This window comes from Acinetobacter sp. V110_1, from assembly GCF_031798975.1.
Lineage (GTDB): Bacteria > Pseudomonadota > Gammaproteobacteria > Pseudomonadales > Moraxellaceae > Acinetobacter > Acinetobacter nosocomialis_A.
Window position 1 is genome coordinate 1,339,812 of record NZ_JAVQNN010000030.1, and the last position, 20,585, is coordinate 1,360,396.

The window sequence follows — 20,585 nt, forward strand, 5'->3', positions numbered from 1 at the left end:
AAAAAGACTCTCAGCTGAATATGACCGAGAGTCTTTTCATTTATTTAACTCTTGTGTTTGGTAGAAGTGCTGTTGCAAAACCAAGTAATGGCAAGAATGAACATAAACCAAATACCCATTCAATGCCGTTAATATCAGCTAAATGCCCTAATCCTGCTGCGGCAATACCACTTACCCCAAACATAAGACCAAACATTAAACCTGCAATCATACCCACACGGCCTGGAACAGCTTCTTGTGCGTAAACCACCATCGCAGCAAAAGCAGACGACAACACCAAACCTGCAATAATTGAGAAAACTGTTGTCCAGAATAAGTTTGCATACGGCATCATTAATGCAAACGGCGCCATACCAACAAATGAAACCCAAATAACCGCTTTACGGCCAATTTTGTCTCCAATTGGGCCACCTGCAAATGTACCTAATGCAACGGCTGCTAAAAAGGCAAATAAATGCAACTGAGCAGTCTGGATGCTGATATGGAACTTTTGAATAAGATAAAAAGTAAAGTAGTTACTAATGCTGGCAATGTAAGTAAATTTAGCAAACATCAATAAACTAATTGTGCTCAAAGCAATAATAAGCTTACGGCCATGCAATTTACTCTGTGCTTGGGTAGCACGTGTAACCACCTGACTTTTTGCATGACTTACCGTCCAGCGGCTTACACCAAATAAAACCCAAATTGCTAAAAGTGCAATGATAACCAAGCCCGCAACTGCATGCTGCCCAAATGGAACAATCAATAACGCTGCTAATAATGGGCCAATGGCAGTACCTGTGTTTCCGCCCACCTGAAAAGTCGATTGAGCCGTACCAAAGTGTCCACCCGACGCCATTCGTGCCACCCGTGAAGCTTCTGGGTGAAAGGTTGCAGACCCTACCCCAATCAGTGCAGATGCACATAACAACACAGCAAAACTAGGTGAAAATGCCAACAAAATAATGCCGCAGAATGTGACGACCATTCCGAGTGGGAGAAGATACGGTTTTGGATGTTTATCGGTATAAAGTCCAATCCAAGGCTGAAGCAGTGAACCTGTAATTTGATATACAAACGAAATCAGGCCAACCTCCGCAAAACTTAGCGAAAAGTTTGCTTTTAGCATTGGATAGATGGCTGGTAGCACCGCTTGAATTAAATCATTCAGTAAATGTGCGACTGCCACGGCGCCTACAATTTTAATAATCATTCCTTGAGGCTGATCATTTGCAACGGTATTGGCAATACCATCTTTCAATTGTATTGAAGACGTCATACCTGAAAAACTCCAATATTTTTAAATGAGATGCTTATTGTAAATTGTCGCTTATAAAGTTATCTTCCAATAATCATTGTATAAGTGACAATTTTTAGGATAGTTTATGTCCGATTCTCTTATTCAGTCTGATTTGTCTGAACTTGTGATTGGGCTATCTTCTGAGCATTCTTATCGAGAAATCACACCTACCCATACGCATACACGTGCGCAGTTTTTATATGCATCCACAGGAAATATTCAGGTTTTTACACCTAATCATGTCTGGATTGTGCCGCCGATGTGTGCATTATGGATTCCTGCCCATGTAGAGCACAGCGTGATTTCACTGAGTCACGTAAAGTTAAATACGGCATTGGTTGAAGTAAATGCAGCCGCTCTAATGGGACAAGATTGTTTTATTATTCGAGTAAGCAACCTGCTACACGAACTTTTGATTCGTTTAAATGAAATTGAACGAGAAGACACGCCAAATACTGCGACCTCTCAAGAACTTTCCCGTTCTTTACAAATTTTGATTTTTGAAGAAATCCATCGGGCCAATTTGTTGCCTATTCAAATTCCATGGCCGAAAGACAAACGGCTCTTAAAAATTTGCCAAGAGTTATTACACGCTCCTAATAGTTCAAAAGATTTAACAGATTGGGCTGATGAAATTGGTACGAGTTCTAGAACCCTAATGCGTATGTTCCAAAAAGAAACAGGGCTGTCGTATCGGGCATGGTTACAGCAAATGCATATTGCACTTGCGTTAAGTAAAATTGCGAATGGTGAATCTATTGCTCAAATTTCAGAGTCACTGGGGTATACAAACCCCAGCGCGTTCAGTGCGATGTTTAAGCGACATCTAGGAAAAACACCTCAGCAGTTTAGAAGTGCCGCGATGTCGCTATAAGTCTTTTTTTTAGTGCGGATCTCATGCTTTTCGAGCAAATCATCAAAATCGTGGTAGACATGAAGCTCACGATCTTTAGCTGTTCTGGCATGATCTAAGCGCTGTTCAGGGTCAACTAGAACAAGCGTATGACCATCATCAATCAGACGATCTACCCCTTCTAAGAACATACGTTTACCCACATCGTGGATAAGTGAAATCTGTGTTAAATCAATGACGATTGTGCTTTGGTCAGTTGTCTCGTCTTGTAAAATGCGTAATAACATTTCCGCTTCAGTAAATTTCAATACGCCGCGAAGCACATATACGCTTAATGATGCGTCTTTTCCTGTGCGGTAATGGCTTTGTACAATGGTTTGTGCAGAAGGTGTACCTTCCATGAGATGTAATCCCATGTCACGAGATAATCGCTCTAAAATATCGATGCCTCGAATACTATGACCATGCTCATCTAAACGAGGTGAAAAAGCAGCAATACTGACCTGCCCCGGTAGCACACCCAAGATACCGCCTGCTACACCACTTTTAGCAGGAATACCTACAGTTGAAAGCCAGTCACCCGCTGCATCGTACATACCACAGCTCATCATGACACTGAGGACTTGTCTAACGACAGATCGATTCAATAGGCGCTTTCCAGTTCTAGGATCGACCCCGCCATTAGCAAGTACACTGCCCATACGTACCAAGTCTTTAACTGTAACCATGATCGCACATTGGCGAATATAGCCATTCACGATATCTACAGGGTCAGTTTCCAAAATTCCGACAGTTCTCAACATATAACCGATCGAAAGATTACGGTAGGCTGTTTTAACTTCCGAATCATAAACAGACTCATCAAAACTTAATTCGCGGCCTGCAAGCTCGCTCATAAAACGGCGTAGAATTTCTGCGCTATGTAAACCATGCTTGACCTGAATCAAGGAATGTACAGTAATTGCGCCAGAGTTAATCATCGGGTTTTTCGGACGTCCGTCTTTACCCAAAGAAATTTCATTGAAGGCTTCCCCCGAAGGCTCTACCCCTACTTTCGCAAGTACTGCATCAATGCCAAGTTGTTGTAAAACATAGGCATATACAAAAGGTTTAGAAATCGACTGTATGGTGAATTCGACATCATCATCTCCAATCGAATAAATTTCGCCATCTACCGTAGACATGGCCAAAGCTAATCGATCTGGATTTGCATTTGCTAACTCTGGAATATAGTCAGCTAGATGTCCGCTATTATCTACCTCACAGGCTTCTATCACATTTGCCAAATAATCTGGGAGAGGGGTTTTCATGGTCAGTAACCTTAAATGAGGAGATTTACACTTTCGATCATTTTTTCAGCACAACCTGCTGATAATATTAAAATTATAATTTTTTAGTGAAATAAAAATCACGATATAAGTATTGTAATTCCGATGGCTTATTTATTTCAAGCTCATTATACGTTTTTAAAAACTTTAAATAGAAGATTAGATTATTCTTTCTACAAATAGAACTCCATTTAAATGATCCACTTCATGTTGAACAATCCGAGCCGGAAAACCATGGAAAACTGTTTCAACGGCTTCACCCTGAAGTGTTAAATATTTCACCTTAACCATTTCTGCACGTTCAACTTGTCCACGCTCATCTGGCACACTTAAGCAACCTTCTTCACCCAAAAGCGTTTCATTTGAGAACTCTAAAATTTCAGGATTCACCATCACCACAGCATCCATTTCAGGTGCATCGGGATAGCGTGGGTTTGGTCGAGATGCCACAATAATGACGCGTTTAGAAATATAAACTTGCGGTGCGGCAATCCCTACTCCATTGCGCTCAAGCATCGTTGCTTGCATAGCAGCGGCAAGCTGATAAAGCCAATCACTGTTCAACTCATTTGCCGAGACGGGAGCCGCAATCAGTTTTAAGATATCTTCACCACGCTTTGCGACTGGTAAAACTACACTCATCCTTTGAATCTCTCATTAACCCCGATATGACAAGTTTTATTGTGTCGCTGAACAGCTCAAAAGAAAAGTCATTCCTACATCTGTTTTTGTTTCATCTAATGCATTTTTTGTTTTAAAGCTTTTATATTACTTAGCCTAGTCCGCACTTCAACAATAGAACAAATTTCCTCCATTTACTTTTACTTCACTTTTCCATTAATATCCAAACTTCAATTACAACAATTAAGTAAAAAATGGATCAGGACTTAACTTTGCAGGATGCGAACTATCTTAATAAAGAAGATAAACGAACCCTTGCCCTTTCTTCATTGGGCGGTGCTTTAGAATTTTACGATTTCGTGATTTATGTGTTTTACGCCAAAATCATTTCCGACCTATTTTTCCCAAGTACACTCAGCCCATTTTGGGCCATGCTTAATACTTACGGCATTTTTGCAGCAGGTTACTTTTTTAGGCCATTAGGCGGAGTTGTCATGGCCCATTTTGGTGATCTGGTCGGGCGTAAAAAACTATTTTCACTTTCTATTTTGCTGATGGCGCTACCTACCCTGTTTATCGGGATATTGCCAACCTTTGAAAATATTGGGTATTTGGCACCGCTACTTTTACTACTCATGCGAGTGGTACAAGGGATTGCGATTGGGGGTGAAATTCCAGCCGCATGGACCTTTGTGTCAGAACATGTACCTGAAAGAAAAATTGGGCTGGCAAATGGTTTACTCACTGCCGGACTGTCTCTAGGAATTTTACTAGGCGCGCTGATGTCTCTATGGATTTCACTGAATTTTAGTGAAGGGCAAATCCATGACTGGGCATGGCGTATTCCTTTCATTGCAGGTGGTATTTTTGGTCTGGTTGCACTTTATTTACGGACTTATTTAAAAGAAACCCCAGTGTTTAAAGCCATGCAGGCACGTAAAGAAATTTCAAAAGAAATGCCCGTAAAACAAGTGTTAAAAACGCATAAAACAGCCGTTGCGATTGGCATGTTATTTACGTGGTTTTTAACTGGTTGTGTGGTGGTGGTGATTTTAGCCATGCCAAATTTATTAACTGGTACGTTTGGCTTTGAGCGTGCTCAAACTTTTGAAATGCAAAGTGCCGCCATTGTCATGCAAATGGTCGGCTGTATTTTGGCAGGCTATTTTGCTGACCGTTTTGGCTGTGGCAAAGTCATGATGGTCGGTGCGCTTGCCGTGGCACTCACAGCAGCAGTTTTTTATAACAGTTTAGGACATGCTGCCCATTCAACCATTTTTGGTTTATATATGTTGTTGGGTCTATGCTCAGGTACAGTCGGCATGGTGTCGAGCAGTATGGTCAAAATGTTCCCAGCGCCTGTACGTTTCTCGGGCATTTCATTTTCTTATAATTTGTCTTATGCGATTGTTGGTGGTATGACACTGCCTTTAGTGCATTGGCTAAGTCAATATAGTGATATTGGTGCGATGTATTATATTTTCGCGCTAACCATTTTGGCCTTTGTGACTGCCTTTGTGTTTTGGAATAAGTTTGAAAAAAACAGATATTAAACGCTTTAACCTATGAAAAAACCACGCCGATCGCGTGGTTTTTTAATGCTGCTTACTTTAGAAAGTAAAGCCGATATTAAAGTTAATACGGTATAGCCATTTATCACTATTTGGTGAAGTTGCAGAGGTATACCCTGTTGAGTTTGTAGAGCCACCAATAATGTTGGAGTTTTTACCCCACGTATAATCTGCCCAAACCATAAATGGTGAAGCAATAAACATCATACCTGTGGTGTTCATTTGCGAGTCGGACCAATCATCACGTTTTTTATCGAGGTAACTATAGTCATTATAAAACTTAATGGATTTTAGCTTACCCATATTGGTGACAGGCAACGTATAGGCAAGGTTTAAACTGGCTATGGTCCCTTCCGAAGCAATGAAATAAGCTGGCGTAAGACCATTTGCCCCCATTAAAGTCATATCACTATTTACACCATCTGGATTTTTAGCATCGTACTGATAGTGAATAACCGAACTTTGTAAGTTAAAGCGTTTGTAGTTGTTTTCGGTATGCAAACCGACTGCATAATATTTGCCGTCTTTATCGGTAATATCATTATGTAACTGAGCGATTGCACCCGATACACCAAACTCTTGCTTACCGAAATCAGTTTCTAACTTGCGAACAATGCGGGTATTCACCTGATTGCGCTTTTCATTTTGATAGGCTTTTTGAGATGGAAATGCATTTCCTGCCAAATCATCATAAGTTGCACTCTCTGGTGAATAACGCAAATTCGTCTCTAACATTTGCGGGTAATAACCGAGTTTTAAATCCCAGTCTTTGTCGTGATAATTCCAGTTAATCCCCGGTGCAATGTTATTGCCATAACCTAGAAAGAATGGAATGTGATAGGTCCAGCCATTTTGTGGGTATGGATAAATCGTGAAAGGTTTATAGACCAGACCCGCTTCAATGCTGTTATTGGCATCTAGGTTATAACCCACGTATGCTTTTTCAATGGACGTTTTCTGTTGGTCTTGAAACATATAACTGGCATTGATGTAGGCATCATCAAATTTACCTTTGAGATCAACCCTGAAAATATCAAAATGGAGCTTACCAAAACCACGGTTTGGCCCTTCCCAATCTTCATAGCGTTGATTTAACCGAACCACCCCACCTAACTTTAATGAGTCGGTGCCATCATCACTTTTCCATTCAAGCAATGAGTCTTTTGCAAATGCATTGACGCTTACCCCCAGCGTAAGCGGTGCAATGAATGCCATGATCAATGAAGTCTTTTTCATCTCTACATCCTTGATTGAGTTCCAGCGTCCTGCTGGAACTTTATTTGTTTTACCTGTAAAACTTCGTTTTTATTGTTTTTTAGACAAAAAAATTTATCTAAAAAAAGGATGGCTTAGCAGCTCCCATCGCATATGTACTAAACCATCCAAACTGGTTAATACAGTTTCTTTTGCGGTGGACCCGCGAAGTTTAATGGTCCAATCGAGTTCATATCGAGCTCAATCACAGTTGGCCCTTCAAAAGCGACTGCCTCTTGAATAACCGTTTTAAACTCATCTGCACTACCCACTTTCCAGCTTTTCACACCCATTGATTCGCCAAGGAGTTTGTAGTCAGGTGTATGTAATTCATTGAAATACTGACGACCACCAAAGTAGTTATTTTGAATGCCACGCATTACGCCATAGCCACCGTCATTCATAATCATTAAGACCATGTTGGTGTTTTCTTGCACCATAGTTGCAATTTCACCAATGCCCAGCATTAAGCCACCATCACCGACTAGACCAATCACTTTTTTGTCAGGGTTAGCAACCGAAGCACCGATTGCAGTTGCAAGGCCTAAACCAATTGCACCCGCGAGTGAGTGAATGTTTTGATTTGGTGCTTGTACAGGGAATAAACGACTGCCCCATGTGCTACCTGACATGGTGATGTCACGTACAAAAATGCCGTCTTGAGGTAAAGCTGCACGTAAGTGGTCACAAATTAATGCGTATTGGTCAATTTGTTTGCGCAGTGCATCAATTGCAGCTTGTTTAGCAGCTACTACAGCAGCATCGTAATCGGCATCAACTTTTGAGATTCCATTAAGCTGTTCTAACACACGTGTTAAGACATCTTTGGCATCGCCACAAATGAAGTTGCGGATTTTGTAATTACGTTGCTGAGCCACTGGGTTAGCATCCACCTGAATAATGTTTTCAGGGAATTCAACCGAATAAGTTTTAGTTTCATTACTACGTAAACGAGAACCCACCACAACCATCAGGTCAGCATCTTTTAATAATTGCTCAACACCTGCTGAGTTATGGAAAGCACCTAAACTACGTGGGTGATCATCTGCCAAAACACCGCGGCCGTGCGTAGACGACACAACCGGAATACCTAAATCTGCAATTGCTTTAACTTCAGCAACACTGTTTAAAGTTCCACCACCAATCCAGAAAATCGGACGTTTTGCTTTTTTGATTTCGCTTACAAGAAGATCAATTTCAGCTTGTTCTGCCTGTGGCAACTCAAGTGCTTTCACTGGCCCAAGATTAAGTGGCAAATCGATTTCTGCTGCTTGTACATCAATTGGTAACTCAACACTTACCGGTCCCATTGGAACTGTAGTTGCTACTCGAATTGCTTCACGAATCACGCCAACAGCATTGTCTGGGCTGGTAATGCGAAATGCCGCTTTGCTTGATGCGCGCAAAAATGTAAGTTGGTCTTTAGTTTCATGAATGAAGCTGGCATCACGATCGAGATATTCACGCTCAACCTGACCTGTTAAATGCAATACAGGGCTACCGGCATTCATTGCTTCAATCAGTGAACCCACCGCATTACCTGCACCAGCACCTGTACTGGTCAACGCTACACCTAGGCCTTTAAAACGCGAGTGTGCATCTGCCATGGTGACTGCACCCGCTTCACCGCGTGCTGCAACAAAGCGCATTTTTTCACGGCGCCCTACTGCATCTGCAATAGGTAAATTGTGGATGGAAATAACACCATAAATACTATCAACTTGGTGCGCTTCTAAAACTCTTGCGATTGCTTCGCCTACATTTACACGTTCAGTCATGTCTGTTCCTCAAAATTTGTTTTCAGTCCTTGAATTTATTAATCGCACCAAGGGTTAGGCTGTTCATTCAGCCCCATATAAATACTCTTTTGTTGCATGTACGATAAAATGCCTAAACGGCCTTTTTCGCGCCCAATACCACTGTCTTTAAAGCCACCAAACGGCGCACTAATCGAGAATTTTTTGTAGGTATTAATCCATACCGTTCCTACTTCTAATGCACGTGCGATGCGCCAAGCTTTACGATAGCTTTCAGTCCAGATGCCTGCGGCAAGACCAAAACAACTGTCATTGGCTTGGGCAATTAAATCTTGCTCGTTGTCATATTTCATAACGACTAAAACAGGGCCAAAAATTTCTTCCTGACAGGTTTGAGCACTGTTATTTAAGCCCGTGATAATTGTTGGGAGGTAATAGCTTCCTTTGGCATAGTCACCAGTGGTAAGCGCTTCACCACCAATCAGAACTTGACCACCTTCGCTTTTGGCAAGTTGCACATAACGGTCAACAGACTGCAAATGTTTGTCATTGACCAGTGGCCCTAAATGCACACCCGCCTGTTCTGGATGGCCCACACGTAAGCCTTTGGTAATTTCAACCAGACGCGTTAAAAACTGCTCGTAAAGACTGCTATGAATAAACAAGCGAGAACCTGCGATACACGCTTGGCCTGCTGAGCTAAAAATACCGTACGCAACACCTTTAGCAGCCAGTTCAATGTCTGCATCTGGTAAAACGATGGTTGGTGACTTACCACCTAGTTCAAGCGAAGTGGTAATAAGCTTGTCCGCTGCAATGTGTGCCAAATGACGACCCGTGGTTGTTCCACCCGTAAAAGAGATTTTACGAACCAATGGATGTTGAGCAATCGCATCACCAATGATAGAACCACGACCAACCAACACACTGAGTAAACCTTTTGGTAAGCCAGCTTCTTCAAAAACTTTGGCAAGCTCTAAAGCAATCAGTGAAGTTGCTTCTGCTGGTTTTAACACCACGGCATTTCCTGCTGCCAAAGCTGGAGCAAGCTTTTGAACTTCACTTGCAATTGGAGAGTTCCAAGGCGTAATTGCTGCCACAACCCCCACAGGTTCATGCACACTCATGGTCATGAAGTCTGGAGCACGTTGAGTGGTGAGCTCATCGTTCAGCGTTTCACATGCCGCCGCAACATAGCGTGCAGTTGCCGCCGCGCTCATCACCAAGCCACGAGTTTCAGTTAAAGGCTTACCATTATCACGTGTTTGTAATTTCGCTAATTCATCGACACGCGCTTCAATAATGTCTGCAACTTTATAGAGAATACGTGCACGCTCATGCGGCAAGCTGTTTCTCCAGCTCGGTTCACGCCAAGCCTGATCTGCTTTTTCAATTGCTTCATTTACATCATCAAGCGTTGCCGTTGAAAGCTCAGCGTTTACCGACTGATCTGCCGGAAACAGGCTTTGAATGACTGCACCACGGCCTAATCGCCATTCACCTGCAATATAAATTTCCTTTGCCATGATCAAATCCTTCTTAAATCTGTATTGCTTCTACACTGTTGCGACAAGCACGAATCACGCTAAGCGCAGCCAAAGTTGATGTTTTTGGGTTACTTGGTAACGGCACGCCCACCAGTTCAATGGTCATTTGCCCAAAGCCACCTTCTGCCACAATGGTGTGTTTGTTTTTGTTGATGGTTGGATCAACGGTTAACTCAACCATGGTTTCATCCATACCAAGTCCTGCAAGTGCAATGGTTGCTGCAACGTTGGCATTAGCTGGAAATTTCATGGCAGCTTCACGCGCAGTTCCTGTGAAAAAGACGGTAGCTTCAGCAACATGGTCTAAATCGACCAATTGTTCTGCATAACTGCCCTTCCAGCTTTTTGGACTTTTGCAGCCTTTATAAGTGACTTTTTGCAAGCCACCTTCTTTAGCAGCAGAAATACCGTCAATGCCTGCGATAGCCCCTGCCAGTAAATGCAGATGTGCATCATTTTTTTCAGCAGTTTGTTTAAGCTGAATTAGAAATTCGCTATCAGCTAAAGTACCCACCGAAATCAGGCCAATGGTCCAGCCTTTCGCTAAAACTTTTTGAGCATGCTCTTTCACTGCTGCTTGACCTGCCACCTCAATGACATAGTCAGGCTCACCATCACATTGCTCAATATCGGAAATCACCTGAATCTCGGAAGAGACTTGTGACTGCACTTTTTCAATACTGCGAGATGGCACGACAATCCATTTGAGTTGCAGATCTTGAGGCAAGTGGGCATACACTTCTGCTGCCATTGCGCCAAAACCAATCATCATCAACTTTTTCATGACAGCACCTAATATTTATAAATGTTTATTAAAACCACCCGAGACATCTATTACCGAACCTGTGGTGTAAGATGCCAATGGTGATGCCAAGAAAACTAAAGCACGTGCAGGCTCTTCTGGACGGCCTAAACGCTGCATAGGAATGCCACGATTTTTTGCGATATTGCCTGTCCACTCTTCCCATGACAGATTCAAATCTGAACGGGTTTCATAACGGCGTTTCCACTGTGCAGATTCGACCATTCCGAGTAAAATCGAGTTCACACGAACGCCATATTGAGTAAACTCATGCGCTAACGAATGGGTTAAATTCAACAGTGCAGCGCGTGCAGATGAAGTCGCAATCATGTGCGGTTCCGGTTGCAATGCCAGTAACGAGTTCACATTGGTAATTGAGGCATTTGCTGACTGTTTTAAGTCGTCAAGAAAAGCCCGTACTGGATGTAAAACACTGAAATATTTCAGTTCAATTTCTTTCATCCAGTCTTCATCTTGCGTATTTTCAAAATTTGAAACACGGCCTTGCCCAGCATTGTTAATGAGCATGTCCACATTGCCCAAATTGAGTTTGACGTCTTTGGCAAATTGCTGAACTTCTTCTTTTTTCAATACATTGCATGCTTTGGTAAAAATATTGGCATGTGGAAATTTTTCTAAAATATAGTGCTTAGAAGCATTTAAACGCTCTTCATCGCGACCACACCAAGCTACTTTTGCACCCTCTGTAACCAGTATTTCAACAGCAGCCAGCCCAATCCCAGAGGAGCCACCCGTAACAACTGCAACTTTTCCTTCAACTTGGAAGCTCATAATCCTTAATCTCTCTTACGATTGTTCCTGAATCGTCAACATAATTTGGTTAAATGCTTGCGGTTGGTCGACATAACTTAGATGTCCTGCATCTTGGATGATGTAGTGCTGTTCCAACTGCAATTCCTGAGCAAGCTCTTGTATACCTAACGCAGGAGTGATTTGATCTTGCTGCCCTGCAATCACTGTGCATGGGACTTTTAAATCGGTTAAGTAATTACGTATTTCGTCATATGCCAGTAAGTACGATGCATGTGTAAAACCCTGTAGGGTCAACTGCTGCATCACCACTGAAACTAAGGCTAAGGCTTGTGGCTCTTGTTTATAAATCAAATGAGGTCCACGGCTTTCGGCCATACCTTTAGCACCAAGTTCTTTCAACATTTTTGGTCTTTTTTCAAAAACCTGAATTTGTGTTTGTTCATCGTGGCGCTGGTAACCTTGCGCTAAGTTAGCGACAACCAAGTGTTCCACTCGCTCTGGGTAAAGTGCAGCAAATGCACTCGCCTGTAAGGCACCTAATGAGTGTCCAACCACAATTGCTTTTTCAATTTTTAAAACATCGAACAATGCAACCAAACGCTTTGCGTAGTCGGTAGCATTGGGTTGATCCGTTAAAAGTTCATCTGATTTGCCATAGCCCGGTGCGTCCCAGGCAATGACATGAAAATGATGAGACAGCACTTCAAGTTGGTTTACCCATGAAGCAGAACCTGAACTAATACCATGCAAGAGCACAAGGTACTCGCCCTGACCGGCTTCCCGATAGGCTTGCTGCTGGCCTTGAACAGTAACGGTTTTCACCGGAAATTCTGCTAACCTTTCAATGAGTGTCATCATTTTCAATTCTTTCCTTTCATTCACTTCATCAAACAATTAACGTTTGATTTGAGACAATGGATGCTCTGGTGGATAGTTCGGAATAGTTGGTTTACCTGTTCCCAACATCACACACATCAAGGCATCTTCTTGTCCTGGGTTAAACAAACCACGGTAAATACCCGGTGGAATTGAAATCAGGTCACGCTCTTTTAAACGGGTCTCAAATTTTTCGCCGTTGTGCTCAATGAACAAATCAATTTCGCCGCGGAGCATAAAAAACACCTCTTCAACATCATGGTGAATGTGCAAAGGGCCTTCACACTGTGGTGGCAGAACCATGGTTGAAAACGTGAAGTTTTCTGCTGGTACAGTGTTGCCGTCATTCGCAACACCTGTTGCACCCGTACCCATGTAACGCATTTGTGCACGGCGATATTTCGGGTCGTAATCTGCTTGGAACTTCAAAGCATCGAAGTCGTATTTACGTGTCTCAAAGCGAGCAATACGTGTGTTTAACCAATCTTCTAAAGAAGCACCCTCTGGTTGTGCCCACGATTCGAATTGTTGTGTAGTCATTTTTTAAACTCCTATACAGTGAATTAATAACGTTTTAAAAGAGGAACCAAGAACAACGACCCAATGACAGCGACAGCAGCCAAGAAGGTAATTCCTAAATTAAAACTGTGTGTTTGCATCACGATGTAACCGATAAGAACAGGCGCAATTGCACTTGCAAAATTACCTAAACCGTTAAATATTCCACCCGCAGTCGCCCCTACATTTGAGGTCGTTACTCTTGCAAGCAGAGCAAATACAGCTGCTACTCCAAAACCCCATGCCATAGCACTTAAAGACATGGCAGCAATAATTAATAATGGCTGGGTCATAATGACCATCACATACATGAAGATGCCTGCGAGTAATAAACCGCTAAATACTTGAATTGCGCGGCGGCCTAACTTGTCAGATAAAAACGCACCGATAATTTCGCCAATTAACATGGCAATGAACGGAAAGCTTGAATACATCCCAAACTCTTTGAGATTGAATCCTTTGTCTTGCATTAAGTAAGAAGGAACCCAGCTGTTTAAGCCCCACAAATACGTCATTAATGCAATGTTAAAGAGACACACCAACCAGAACGCGCTATTACTGAGCAGCAATTTAGTATTGGCAATGTGACCTTTGAAATTGGTACGTTTACTCTCACCATCAATTTCGACAGTTTTCTTGAGCTGCAAGTTACGTAAACCAAAAACAATGCTGAAAATGGCAATCAGTGTTAAACCAGCCATCACAAAAAACGTGGTGTGCCAGTCATGGTGCGCTAAAACATTTGCAGTGATTGGGAACCCAAGAAATGCACCAATCGGTGTTCCAAGTAAGAACATGGTAGAAGCGCGTGCCTGCTGATGATCTGTGTAAGTCTGCTTAACAATGGTGTATGCCAAGGCAAATAACGGCCCTTCTGCCAAACCAAGTAATACACGTAAAATCAACATGCCTGAATAACTGGTGGTGAAGCCCATGCAAAACATGAGTAAACCCCAAGAGGTCACGCTCCAGAACAGCATTTTCTTTGGGTTAAAGATGTCACCCAAAAAGCTTAGAAAGACTGATGAAAAACCATAAGCAAGTAAGAAACTTGTCATGAGCCATCCAAGCTTGGCCTTATCTTCAGCAATTCCCATTGCACTTTGAAAATGAGGATCTGAAAATAAAACCGCAATACTAATCTTGTCGAAAAACGCCAGTACCACACACACCATAAGGACAAAAGCAGGTACCCAATGCTTCAATCCACTTTTTTCTTCATTACTCATGTGTCATTCCTTCGATTTGGTAATGAGAACCAGATTTAATGTTTACGGTTTTAACTTCATGACATTAAATTCAGCATCTGCTAATAGTTTTGGGTCTAAAACGGTGTTGGCTTGCATCCAACGTTTTGCCAGTTTGACTAGCTTCGAGTCATTAATGGCAATCATGTTGAGCAAACGATTTTCATGGTCCAGATATAAATAGCTCACCTGATCTTCACCGCCTTGGCGAATGACTACTTCCTTCGTTTTTTCAGGCTGATAAGTACCTAAAATCTGGATGTTAAAGTGATATTGATCAGACCAAAGCCATGGAATATCGCTATATTCAGTTTCAATTCCGAGCATTGACTTTGCTGCTGCAATCGCCTGATTTTGTGCATTTGCCCAAGACTGAATGCAATAACCCAAGCCTGGATGAATCGCGACATCGCCTGCGGCATAAATGTTTTGATCTGAAGTTTGCCCAAAACAATTCACCACAATGCCATCTTTCACATCGAGACCAGCATGTACACCTAACTCTTTGGCAATTTCAGCACCCGCACCTACCACAACACAGTCAAATAACTGACTATTTTGAGGATGGTTCACCACTTCAACTTTCTGATTAGGTGCTTCTACCAAATGAAGGCTCTTGCTGTCTAAATGAATTTTTGTACCTTGAGTTTCATGCATATTTTTTAAAAATGCAGAAACTTCCGGACTCACACTTCTTGCACATAAACGGTCGCCATATTCAAAAATATGAACATCTTTACCTTGCTTACGTGCAGTTGCAGCAATTTCTAAACCAATCCAGCCACCGCCGATCACAGCGACATTTTTTGCATTCTTTAAAACTTCAGCCAGACGTTCACAGTCTTGCACATTGCGTAAGGTCACAACATTTGGAATGAACTGCCATGTATTGACTGGTACACGTGCACGGCTTCCAGTTGCAATTAACAATTTGTCATACGGCAAAACTTGGCCACTTTCTAAATGAACCTGTTTTTGCTCACGGTCGACTTTTGTCGCAATTTCCGGTTTATGCCATTGAACCTTGAACTCTTGAACCTGCTCAGGAGAGAACAGATTCAAACTTTCATAAGTTGCTTCTTTTGAAAGTACTTGCTTAGACAGTGGTGGACGCTCATAAAACACTTGATCTTCATTTGAAACCACGTGAATTTCGCCCACATACCCATTTTGACGCAAGGTACTTACTGCCCAACCCGCTGCCTGTCCGGCACCTACAATTACGATCTTTTCCATAGCCATCTTCCTTGTAAAGCCATACCTGTTAAACAGGCTTCACCTGACGGCGGGTTGTGTCATCAAGACCACCTTCAATCGCCCATTCGGTGAAAAGCTCTAAACGATGTTCTTCTACACGTGGTTGCCATTCTTCTGTCAAATAATCATCGTTGGTGTAATATTCAAATGCACCACCCAATGGTGAGTTGACGTACCAGAAATAAGCAGAAGAAATTGGGTGACGTCCCGGCCCAATAAAGGTTGACCATTCCGAACGATTCATGTTTAAACCGCCCCCAATCACCTCATGGATATCACGTACTACAAACGCAACGTGATTTAAGCCAGCAGGTTTATTTGGAACACTGAGTAAGAATAAATCATGGTGATAACCTTCACCGCGGCAACGTAAGAATGCACCACGATTTTTATAGGCATCCGATAAATGAAAGCCTACTTTCTCGATATAGAAATTTTCGGTTGTTGCCAAATCTGGTGTGAAGAACACCACATGTCCAATCGCAACAGGCTGACCTTTTTCATAGATAGGACTTGCTGCATTAACACGTTGAATGTTGCCGTATTGATTAATGCCTTCCGTTTTAAGTTCAGGTACTTCTTTAACAAAACTTTGTTCAAAACGAATGGTCATGCCATTTGGGTCAAGACACTGAACTGTATTTTCAGAACGTTTAAAACCGTCTACATCGGCCAAACGTACTGCTAAGTCTTCTAGGTCTTGTGTGCTTTCAACACCCCACGTGACTTCACGTAAAGTTGAACCTTGTTCAATAGCAACTGGCAAACGCTCATCATCACAATTAAATAAATAAATTTTGCTGCCATTTTGGGTTTGGTAAAGATCTGTGCCTTCAATATCTGAAGTACTTTGGCTTAAACCAAAATCTGCCAAAAACTTGTTTGAAGCGGCTCTATCTTCAACTCCAAACTTTAAAATCTCGATCCCTGTAATCATTTGACTACTCCTTAGTTAAAGACAAAACCGCCATTGACCGGAATATTTTGACCTGTCACAAAAGAGGACAAATCCGACAGTAGATACAATGCTGTTCCATTTAAATCTTGTGGAAGTTGCTGACGTTGAATCGCTCTTCCGTTGACATATAAATCGTGACGTTCTTGAGGCACATACTCGGTTGCTTCAACCAGAGTAAGGCCCGGTGACAATGTGTTGACGCAGATATTGGACTGCCCCAACTCTCTTGCCATTGAACGCGTCATGGCCACAATCGCACCTTTACTTGCAACATAAGCAATTAGGTTCGGTGCACCCCAAAGTGCTGTATCAGAAGCAACATTAATAATTTTGCCAGCCGCCGATTGCTTTAAATGGGGAACGCATGCCTTACTGATTAGCCATGTGCCTTTCACATTAATATTCATGACCCGATCCCAAAGTTCAGGATCGTAATCAATCATATTTTTTCCACCGACATTGGTCGCCAGTGCCGCGCAATTCACAAGGCCATCTAGTCCCTGTAATACTTCAACGCTTTTTGCAACCGCATTTTCAATAGAGTCTGCATTGGCAAGGTCAACGGTGACAGCATGAACGTTTAGTCCTTGTTGTTGTAACGCTTGTGCTTCTTGTTGCACCAAGTCAGACAAAATATCTGCCATCACAACTTCAGCACCTGCCTCGGCAATAGCTTGAGCGAAATCTCTACCTAAACCACGCGCAGCACCAGTCACTAAAACTTTTTTGCCTTGCAACAACGCTACATTAGCCATGAGCTTCTTCCTGCATCTCGATACGGTTTGATGCATTTAGTGCGGCAATTTTCTTTAATTGCTTCTCAGCTTCTTTTTTCATTAAACGGCGTAAACGTGCAAGACCAACATCGTGTTGATAGAGAAACTCTTTTTCACGCGCATTTGGCGCAAGGTTTTCTAAAATAATTCGGTCTTGTTCTAATACATCCCAGTGCAACTGTTCTAAGTGATTGCGATATAAGAAACGCCATACATTACGTTGCCAACCACTCACCTTACGGCAGCGCCAGAAAAATACGCGAGTATTGTTGGCATCAATTGGCGTTGCATAACCCACAATCCAGAACTCACCACCTGGGCCAAATTGTTTACGGTAAGGAATTGAAAGTCGTAACCAACTCGCACCTGTTGAACCATATTCAACCCAGTCGAAGTTCACACCTAATTGACCTTCTTTTTCAAAAACAAAGCCATTATCGGTCGTGCGGTGTTTCATCTCTGCGGTACGATCACCATCTGCCATCGAGTGCGATGTCGCATGTAAATAACTACCATGCATTGGATCCATCACGTTATCAATTGCATACTGATGGTTTACTTTCCAGTCTGCTTGGCAAAGGAATGCACTCCACTCTTCGCTTGCAAGTTGCTCTGGAAACTCAAGCGGCGCTGGTTGTTCATTTGCATCAATACCAAACCAGATGAAGATTGCGCCATGTTGCTCAATTACTGGGTAGTTCTTTAAACATTTAGTTCCAGTCATTGGACATTCATGAACCGCTGGCACATCAGCAACTACACCATCAGCACGAACTTCAACACCGTGATACCAGCAAGCCACTCGGTCGCCTAAGTTCCAACCAAGGGAAAGACGAGCACCGCGGTGTGGACAGCGGTCTTCAAGTGCATGAACCTGACCTTCGGCATCACGCCAAACCACAATGTTTTCGCCTAAACGGGTAATACCGACTGGATTAGCAGCGACTTCCCAACTTGCCAAAACCGGATGCCATTGGTCACGTAAACCAAGTTCTAAATATTCTTCAGCGCTTTGTGAAGTTGATACGATTGCGTTCATTTTATTCTTCCCTGAATCAATAACCTAAACGTTGCATTTCTTCTGTAAAGCTTGCAGAAGTCCATTCATCACCAGATTCACATCGGAAACCCTGTTGATTAAGTGCAGAAACAACGTCATCTAACTCTGTTGCGCCCGCAGAAAATGCCTGAATCAAGTTCTTTACAAAATCTTTTTCGTAGAGCGTTGGTTCTTTATAACGTGTTTGCCAAACCAACAATTCAGATTGACCAGGAATTTGAATATTGTTGATACCTGCTTCGGTTGCCGGCGTTGCATGAATCCAGCTTGCCAACTTTTCATTAAATGTCTTCATTGTTCTGCTTCCTTGTACATGTGAGGACTAGAGTTGAATTTGAATATCCTGTCCTTCAACACGAACTGGGTAAGTACATAGGTTTCTACACCCGGGTCCACTTTTTAGCTCACCTGTTTGAATGTCAAAAATTGCTTCATGCAATGGACATTCAACAGTTTGATCTTCGATAAATCCTTCGGTTAATAAGGCATACGCATGAGGGCAAACATTTTCGATAGCAAAGTAATTTTCGTCGACGAAAAATACGCCTATTTTTTTCCCTTCAATTTCGATGGCTTTCGGCTCATCTTCGCTAACGTCACCCTGCTGACAAACTGAGATCCAACTCATACCTTGCGTCCTCATTTTGTTTTATATACAAAACATAATTTGATTTTCAAAACACAGGCTAAGCATAATACCCTTGATCATTTTTTGTCAAAGTAAAAATAAATATAAAATTCATTTACTTAATTAATTTTAAATATTTTGTTACGTTTCAAACAAGAAACAAAGTTTTGAATATAAAAATTGTTTTATGCATTTTTAACAATTACAATAGTTATAAAATAAAGCAGCATGCCCCAAATTGAATCATGTTTTATTTATAGGAAAATGACACGAATGAGCATAGCAATTGAAGAAGATTTGCAAGAATCAGAAACGACAAAAAATGATGATCGATATTTAGTACCAGGGCTTGTGCGTGGTTTAGCCATCTTGCAAGCATTTAATCAACAAGCACAAGAAATGACGATTACAGAAATTGCCGAAATTTTGGAAGTGAACCGTTCTAGTGCATTTCGTCTGATCTACACACTTGAAGCTTGCGGTTACTTAAGGAAAGCTTCACAAAAAACGTATGCTCTCGATTCAAAAGTCATGGAGCTTGGTTTTAACAGTTTATCTAAACTTTCATTACTCGATTTATCGACGCCCTTAATGAAAGAACTACGCGACCAGACCAAACTGGCAGTACATCTGACCGTTTTAGAAGGTACACACATTGTTTTTGTAAATAACGTTCAATCTATGGGAACGTTTACCAGCAATATTAGTTTAGGTACTCGCTGGCCTGCACATGCAACCGTCATTGGTCAAATGTTATTGTCAGATTTACCAGAGGCAGAAGTACGACAACGTTACCGTAATTTCAATGAGTGGGATAGTTACTCAGAACTGACCCCAACCAGTTTGAAAGCACTCTTACAAAAGTTGAGTTATGTAAAAACTCAAAAATCGATGGTGAGCTGGGGTCATTACAACCATGATATGGCTGCTTGTGCTGCCCCTATTTTCAAACAATCAAATGGAAAAATGGTGGCGGTTCTTTCAGTGAGCTGCCCAATTACCACTTATGATGAAAAGACCTTTAAAGAAGATATTGCCGCTATGGTGATCACAACCGCAGATAAAATTTCAAAATTTATTTATTAAAAAAAGCGACGTTAAGTCGCTTTTTTTGTGCTTTTATTTCATCAATTAAAAACTACTTTAAAAACTTCACCATTCATATCCTGAAAACTCAGTAGCAAATGATTTTCTTTAATATCAAACTTTAAATACTGCTGTTTAAACTGTATTACGGCATAAAACTCTTCAGCACCATCATCTAAACCAGTCGCAGAGACCTGTGTGCCTTGTGGAAAATCCTTGAGCCATGCAGCCTTATAAAAATCTGACACTGAATTAAAATCTATATATTTTGTGGGTTCGGCCATAATTTTTTGGGCCATCGCATCAAACTGTTGCTGTTTATATATGACTAAATTCAGGATCATGGCTAT

General features: G+C 41.8%; 21 protein-coding genes. 3 read left to right on the forward strand and 18 right to left on the reverse strand.

All coding sequences use genetic code 11. The features are described 5' to 3' along the window. Positions 1-40: 40 nt before the first annotated feature. Positions 41-1,261: an MFS transporter gene (locus RMA95_RS17120; RefSeq protein ID WP_311072145.1), complete on the reverse strand. Its 1,221-nt coding sequence runs from the start codon at positions 1,259-1,261 to the stop codon at positions 41-43. Between the two features lie 106 nt (positions 1,262-1,367). On the opposite strand from RMA95_RS17120, the gene RMA95_RS17125 reads away from it, so the two are divergent. Next, the gene (locus RMA95_RS17125; RefSeq protein ID WP_311072147.1) at positions 1,368-2,156 is read left to right on the forward strand and encodes a helix-turn-helix transcriptional regulator; all 789 of its coding nucleotides are present in this window, start codon (positions 1,368-1,370) and stop codon (positions 2,154-2,156) included. Here the strand turns inward: RMA95_RS17125 and RMA95_RS17130 are convergent. Then, positions 2,123-3,445, reverse strand: coding sequence for a glutaminase (locus RMA95_RS17130; protein WP_311072149.1), 1,323 nt, complete (start codon positions 3,443-3,445; stop codon positions 2,123-2,125). The genes RMA95_RS17125 and RMA95_RS17130 overlap by 34 nt on opposite strands. A gap of 177 nt (positions 3,446-3,622) precedes the next feature. Beyond that, on the reverse strand, positions 3,623-4,105 hold the full coding sequence (def, locus tag RMA95_RS17135; RefSeq protein ID WP_004703146.1) for a peptide deformylase: 483 nt from the start codon (positions 4,103-4,105) through the stop codon (positions 3,623-3,625). 233 nt (positions 4,106-4,338) lie between these two features. Here def and RMA95_RS17140 point away from each other — a divergent pair, with 233 nt between their 5' ends. After that, positions 4,339-5,637, forward strand: a complete 1,299-nt coding sequence (locus RMA95_RS17140) for an MFS transporter (RefSeq protein ID WP_239957043.1) — start codon at positions 4,339-4,341, stop codon at positions 5,635-5,637. 57 nt (positions 5,638-5,694) lie between these two features. Here RMA95_RS17140 and RMA95_RS17145 read toward each other — a convergent pair whose 3' ends face one another. The 14 genes from RMA95_RS17145 to RMA95_RS17210 form a co-directional block, all read right to left on the reverse strand. Then, positions 5,695-6,891 carry a hypothetical protein gene (locus tag RMA95_RS17145; protein WP_209762803.1) on the reverse strand — a complete coding sequence of 399 codons (1,197 nt, stop codon included), beginning with the start codon at positions 6,889-6,891 and terminating at the stop codon, positions 5,695-5,697. Between the two features lie 155 nt (positions 6,892-7,046). After that, a complete protein-coding gene (locus RMA95_RS17150) occupies positions 7,047-8,687 on the reverse strand; it encodes a thiamine pyrophosphate-binding protein (protein WP_206218319.1) in 1,641 nt (546 codons plus the stop codon). Between the two features lie 38 nt (positions 8,688-8,725). Then, a complete protein-coding gene (locus RMA95_RS17155) occupies positions 8,726-10,192 on the reverse strand; it encodes an aldehyde dehydrogenase (RefSeq protein ID WP_311072153.1) in 1,467 nt (488 codons plus the stop codon). 13 nt (positions 10,193-10,205) lie between these two features. Further along, on the reverse strand, positions 10,206-10,997 hold the full coding sequence (locus tag RMA95_RS17160) for an aspartate dehydrogenase (protein WP_311072155.1): 792 nt from the start codon (positions 10,995-10,997) through the stop codon (positions 10,206-10,208). A 15-nt stretch (positions 10,998-11,012) separates the two neighbouring features. Then, a complete protein-coding gene (locus tag RMA95_RS17165; RefSeq protein ID WP_311072156.1) occupies positions 11,013-11,807 on the reverse strand; it encodes an SDR family oxidoreductase in 795 nt (264 codons plus the stop codon). 15 nt (positions 11,808-11,822) lie between these two features. After that, on the reverse strand, positions 11,823-12,647 hold the full coding sequence (locus tag RMA95_RS17170; RefSeq protein WP_311072158.1) for an alpha/beta hydrolase: 825 nt from the start codon (positions 12,645-12,647) through the stop codon (positions 11,823-11,825). 36 nt (positions 12,648-12,683) lie between these two features. Next, positions 12,684-13,205, reverse strand: a complete 522-nt coding sequence (locus tag RMA95_RS17175) for a cupin domain-containing protein (RefSeq protein ID WP_002117566.1) — start codon at positions 13,203-13,205, stop codon at positions 12,684-12,686. Positions 13,206-13,228: 23 nt separating this feature from the next. After that, entirely contained in the window at positions 13,229-14,452 is a 1,224-nt protein-coding gene (locus RMA95_RS17180) for an MFS transporter (protein ID WP_005303278.1), read from the reverse strand. A 42-nt stretch (positions 14,453-14,494) separates the two neighbouring features. After that, positions 14,495-15,706, reverse strand: coding sequence for an FAD-dependent oxidoreductase (locus tag RMA95_RS17185; protein WP_311072160.1), 1,212 nt, complete (start codon positions 15,704-15,706; stop codon positions 14,495-14,497). A gap of 28 nt (positions 15,707-15,734) precedes the next feature. Then, complete coding sequence (locus tag RMA95_RS17190) at positions 15,735-16,664, reverse strand: VOC family protein (protein ID WP_311072162.1); 930 nt, start codon at positions 16,662-16,664, stop codon at positions 15,735-15,737. 11 nt (positions 16,665-16,675) lie between these two features. Next, on the reverse strand, positions 16,676-17,440 hold the full coding sequence (locus RMA95_RS17195; protein WP_304397093.1) for an SDR family oxidoreductase: 765 nt from the start codon (positions 17,438-17,440) through the stop codon (positions 16,676-16,678). Further along, positions 17,433-18,500 (reverse strand): aromatic ring-hydroxylating dioxygenase subunit alpha, encoded by a 1,068-nt coding sequence (locus RMA95_RS17200; protein WP_013198654.1) that lies wholly within the window; start codon positions 18,498-18,500, stop codon positions 17,433-17,435. The genes RMA95_RS17195 and RMA95_RS17200 overlap by 8 nt, the downstream gene beginning before the upstream one ends. Positions 18,501-18,516: 16 nt before the next feature. Beyond that, positions 18,517-18,816, reverse strand: a complete 300-nt coding sequence (locus tag RMA95_RS17205; RefSeq protein WP_311072166.1) for a recombinase-like helix-turn-helix domain-containing protein — start codon at positions 18,814-18,816, stop codon at positions 18,517-18,519. Positions 18,817-18,843: 27 nt separating this feature from the next. Beyond that, positions 18,844-19,149 (reverse strand): non-heme iron oxygenase ferredoxin subunit, encoded by a 306-nt coding sequence (locus tag RMA95_RS17210; protein ID WP_002117586.1) that lies wholly within the window; start codon positions 19,147-19,149, stop codon positions 18,844-18,846. Positions 19,150-19,422: 273 nt separating this feature from the next. On the opposite strand from RMA95_RS17210, the gene RMA95_RS17215 reads away from it, so the two are divergent. Then, positions 19,423-20,235 (forward strand): IclR family transcriptional regulator, encoded by an 813-nt coding sequence (locus RMA95_RS17215; RefSeq protein WP_311072171.1) that lies wholly within the window; start codon positions 19,423-19,425, stop codon positions 20,233-20,235. Positions 20,236-20,276: 41 nt separating this feature from the next. Here the strand turns inward: RMA95_RS17215 and RMA95_RS17220 are convergent, their stop codons facing one another. Next, positions 20,277-20,579: a hypothetical protein gene (locus tag RMA95_RS17220; protein ID WP_032047794.1), complete on the reverse strand. Its 303-nt coding sequence runs from the start codon at positions 20,577-20,579 to the stop codon at positions 20,277-20,279. Positions 20,580-20,585: the final 6 nt, after the last annotated feature.